The organism is Sinorhizobium sp. NG07B (genome assembly GCF_002532005.1).
Lineage (GTDB): Bacteria > Pseudomonadota > Alphaproteobacteria > Rhizobiales > Rhizobiaceae > Sinorhizobium > Sinorhizobium fredii_C.
The window spans coordinates 1-3500 of record NZ_NWTD01000035.1; the positions used below are offsets into that span (position 1 = coordinate 1).

The window sequence follows — 3500 nt, forward strand, 5'->3', positions numbered from 1 at the left end:
CGAGGGCGTTGCAGCTCTTTAATTTGAACGCCCCCTAGCGAAATCGAAGCCACCGCGGCCTCGGCCGTATGGTTACGAAGTGTACGGGCGCAGCCTGTCAGTCCAGCACTTGCAACTGGCCAGCACAGGGGTGCCGCTGCCCGCGTCCGAGACGACCCTGCCGCTCGATTTTGTGGCAACACAAGCCCATCTGAACTATGCGAATTTTGTTCGAGATGAATCTGCCACTGCGCGCGGATTTGGCTATGGAATGACGCCGAGTTCTTTGCCGACCTCCACGAAGGCCTCGACTGCGCGATCGATATCAGGGAAGGAATGCGCTGCAGACATTTGAGTCCGGATACGTGCTTGCCCTTTCGGGACGACCGGAAAATAAAATCCGACAACATAGATTTCACGCGTCAGCATTTCCTCGGCCATGCGCTGGGCCAGAAACGCGTCGCCCAACATCACCGAAATGATGGGGTGGTCGGCGCCGGCCAGGCTGAAGCCGGCTTTTCTCATCTTCGACCGAAAACGTTCGGCGTTAGCATACAGCTTTTTGCGCAAAGTGCTTCCGTTCTCGACGATGTCGAACACCTTCAGCGAGGCAGCGGCAATCACCGGCGCCAGCGTGTTCGAGAAGAGATAGGGCCTAGAGCGCTGACGCAGCCAATCGATCACCTCCGTCCCGCCGGAGGTATAGCCCCCCGAGGCGCCGCCGAGCGCCTTGCCGAGCGTGCCGGTGACAATGTCTACCCTACCCTCCACGCCGCAATACTCGGCAGAGCCCCGTCCATGCTCACCGACGAAGCCGACGGCGTGGCTATCGTCCACCATGACCATAGCATCGTACTTGTCGGCCAGGTCGCAGATGCCCTTGAGATTTGCGATGATGCCGTCCATCGAGAACACGCCATCGGTCGCGATCAACTTGAAGCGCGCACCGTCCGCCTTCTTCAGTTCCTCCTCCAGCGCCGCCATGTCGTTATTGGCGTAGCGAAAGCGTTTCGCCTTGCTGAGCCGCACGCCATCAATGATTGACGCATGGTTTAGCGCATCAGAGATGATTGCATCCTCTTCGCCTAGAAGCGTCTCGAACAGGCCGGCATTTGCATCGAAGCAGGAGGAGTAAAGGATGGCATCTGCCATGGCCAGGAAGCGGGAAATCCTCGCTTCAAGCTGCTTGTGCTCCTCCTGCGTGCCGCAAATGAAGCGTACCGAAGCCATCCCATAACCATAGCGGTCGAGCGCCTTCTTGGCCGCGTTTGCGATCTCTTCGTTGTCCGCGAGGCCCAAATAGTTGTTGGCGCAGAAATTTAATGCATTTCTACCATCGGCAACCCTGATCTCCGAAGACTGGGGCGACGTAATAATCCGTTCGAACTTGTAGAGACCGGCGGACTTAAGTTCTGCCAGCTCCTGTCTAAGGTGCGCAAGAAAGGTTTCGGTCATAAATGTATCCTGGGGTGTCCTGCCCAAAATGCCGGCTCCTCACTTAGCGGGGGAACCGTCTCTCCAAAGCTAGCGCTTTACTAGTCAAGCATAGTTTACAGGAGTCGACCAAGCATCATCCGAATGCTTTTGCCAGTACAGATCCATCAGTTGGCGAGTCACGATCCCAACTCTGCCGCTACTGATGGAGGAACCATCAACACGCGTCACTGGCATGATACCCCCCGCAGTGGAGGTGATGAATACCTCGTCCGCTTCGTTCAGTTCATCACGCGATAGGTCCACAGCAGTAACCACTAGTCCGACTTCCTTGCACAGGTCGAATACGGTCTGCCGCGTAATCCCTGGAAGAACCCCAAAGGCTGGAGTCTTCAATTGACCGCTTTTAACAATGAAGACGTTAAAGCCTGGACCTTCGGCAATATTTCCATTGGTGTCCAAAACTAGGGCGGTTTCGGCCCCAGCATCGTAAGCGTCGAAAAGGCCTTTCACCAGGTCAAGCCAGTGGTAATTCTTGATTGTCGGATCCACTGACTTTGGCGGGATTCGAACGGTTTCGCTTACGCCGACGTGCAAACCTCGCTCCAACTGTTCTTTGTTGGCAACCGAGCCGAAAGGCACAGCAAAGGCAATGAACCGGTTCTCAGCTTCGCGCGGGTCGCGGCTAAATGTCGGTGATCCGCCGCGCGTGCATATCATCTCTACATAGGCTGATTTGTGCCCTGAAAGAGCAACGCAGTTCGAAAGAATCCGTTCGACCTCTTGGCGATCGTAGGGCAACTTCATTCTGAGACGCTCCATTCCCCTGAAGAAGCGATCAAGATGCAGATCCAATCTAAAGAAGCGCCCCGCCCAGACGTGCACGGTATCGTAGGTGGCGTCCGAGTGCAAGAAGCCCCAATCAAGGACCGAGACCTTCGCTTCTGACATTGGGAGATACTGTCCGTCCATGAAGGCGATACCGTGTGGATAACGGCGCGTATCCTTATGCCTAGGTTCGAGTTTCGGAACTCCCACCACCGGCTCCGTCGTGGCAACTGTCATGTTTTCTTCCTCTAAACGTGGCTACGCAAAGATCTCTGCGCGCGTCATGCCGTCCTTGAGGGACTTCATGTACTTTCCACGCACAAGCCTGTTGCTATTTATCGGTCGCTCTACAATCCCGTTTGATCTGGAATTTCTAACGTCTGCGTGAAGAACAAGAGAACCGAAGCCGCTTGTCCGTACGATCCGGCAAAACGCCAGATGCACTTATTCATCGCATCAAACCATGCGCATGCACGATCAAATCGGGGCCGCAAGCGCAATAGGCGCATCAAAAATCACAGTCTGCTGACAAAAAAAATCAGGCCGAATAGGCCTTAGACCAAGATGCGAGGTTCGAACTTCACACGGTCGAGTGTGATCATGCTTCTAAACTTGCGCACGTTGGGGTTCGTATAGAGCTTAGTCTTAACGAACACGTCGAACGCTTCGACGTCTTCCACTGCGACGATCAGGACGAAATCTGCGTCTCCCGTGACCATGTAGCATTGGGTTACTTCTTTTGCAGCGCGCATGGCGCGCTTGAACTCGTCGACAAGATCCAGGCGTTCCCGGTCTAGTTCCACGTTAACAACAACAGTCAGGGACTTCCCCAGAGCTTTCGGATCCACGAGCGCAATGTCGGCAATGATCACGGCGTCCGCTCGAAGCTTGTTGACTCGCCGCATGCACGAGGCTGCCGAAGAACCAACGATCTCAGCCAATTCTGCGAACGACAATCTATTGTTCTTTTGAAGTGCGGCGATGAGCCGTCGATCGAGATCATCCAGCATAATTTTGCAGCTCCAGCCTTCCTCTTCGATACCGATCGGCAGCACCGAGGTAACCGTTGGCTATCTTACTCCATGGCCTTCTATGAAGCACGCACCAACTTTTAGCCGAAGGTGCAATGTACGTTTCACATGCAATAGATGTATGCAACGACGACGACGCGCGGTTCTGGCACCAAACTGAAGAACGCGATCGCTGTCGCTGAATCCGGCCGGGAGGGAGAGACCCGCTTTTGGGGTGAGGTTGACGCA

General features: G+C 54.9%; 3 protein-coding genes. All 3 read right to left on the minus strand.

What is annotated here, in order from left to right; all coding sequences use genetic code 11:
• Positions 1-243: 243 nt before the first annotated feature.
• The 3 genes from CO664_RS29880 to CO664_RS29890 all read right to left on the minus strand — a co-directional run bounded on the left by CO664_RS29880 (position 244) and on the right by CO664_RS29890 (position 3296).
• The gene (locus CO664_RS29880; RefSeq protein ID WP_097528124.1) at positions 244-1434 is read right to left on the minus strand and encodes a glycine C-acetyltransferase; all 1191 of its coding nucleotides are present in this window, start codon (positions 1432-1434) and stop codon (positions 244-246) included.
• An 84-nt stretch (positions 1435-1518) separates the two neighbouring features.
• Complete coding sequence (locus CO664_RS29885; RefSeq protein WP_097528123.1) at positions 1519-2478, minus strand: aminotransferase class IV; 960 nt, start codon at positions 2476-2478, stop codon at positions 1519-1521.
• A gap of 317 nt (positions 2479-2795) precedes the next feature.
• The gene (locus tag CO664_RS29890; RefSeq protein WP_234819739.1) at positions 2796-3296 is read right to left on the minus strand and encodes an Lrp/AsnC family transcriptional regulator; all 501 of its coding nucleotides are present in this window, start codon (positions 3294-3296) and stop codon (positions 2796-2798) included.
• Positions 3297-3500: the final 204 nt, after the last annotated feature.

Excerpts from the sequence above, each read along its gene's own strand:
- CO664_RS29880 (WP_097528124.1), bottom strand. The coding sequence starts at position 1,434 with ATGACCGAAACCTTTCTTGCGCACCTTAGACAGGAGCTGGCAGAACTT.
- CO664_RS29885 (WP_097528123.1), bottom strand. The coding sequence starts at position 2,478 with ATGACAGTTGCCACGACGGAGCCGGTGGTGGGAGTTCCGAAACTCGAA.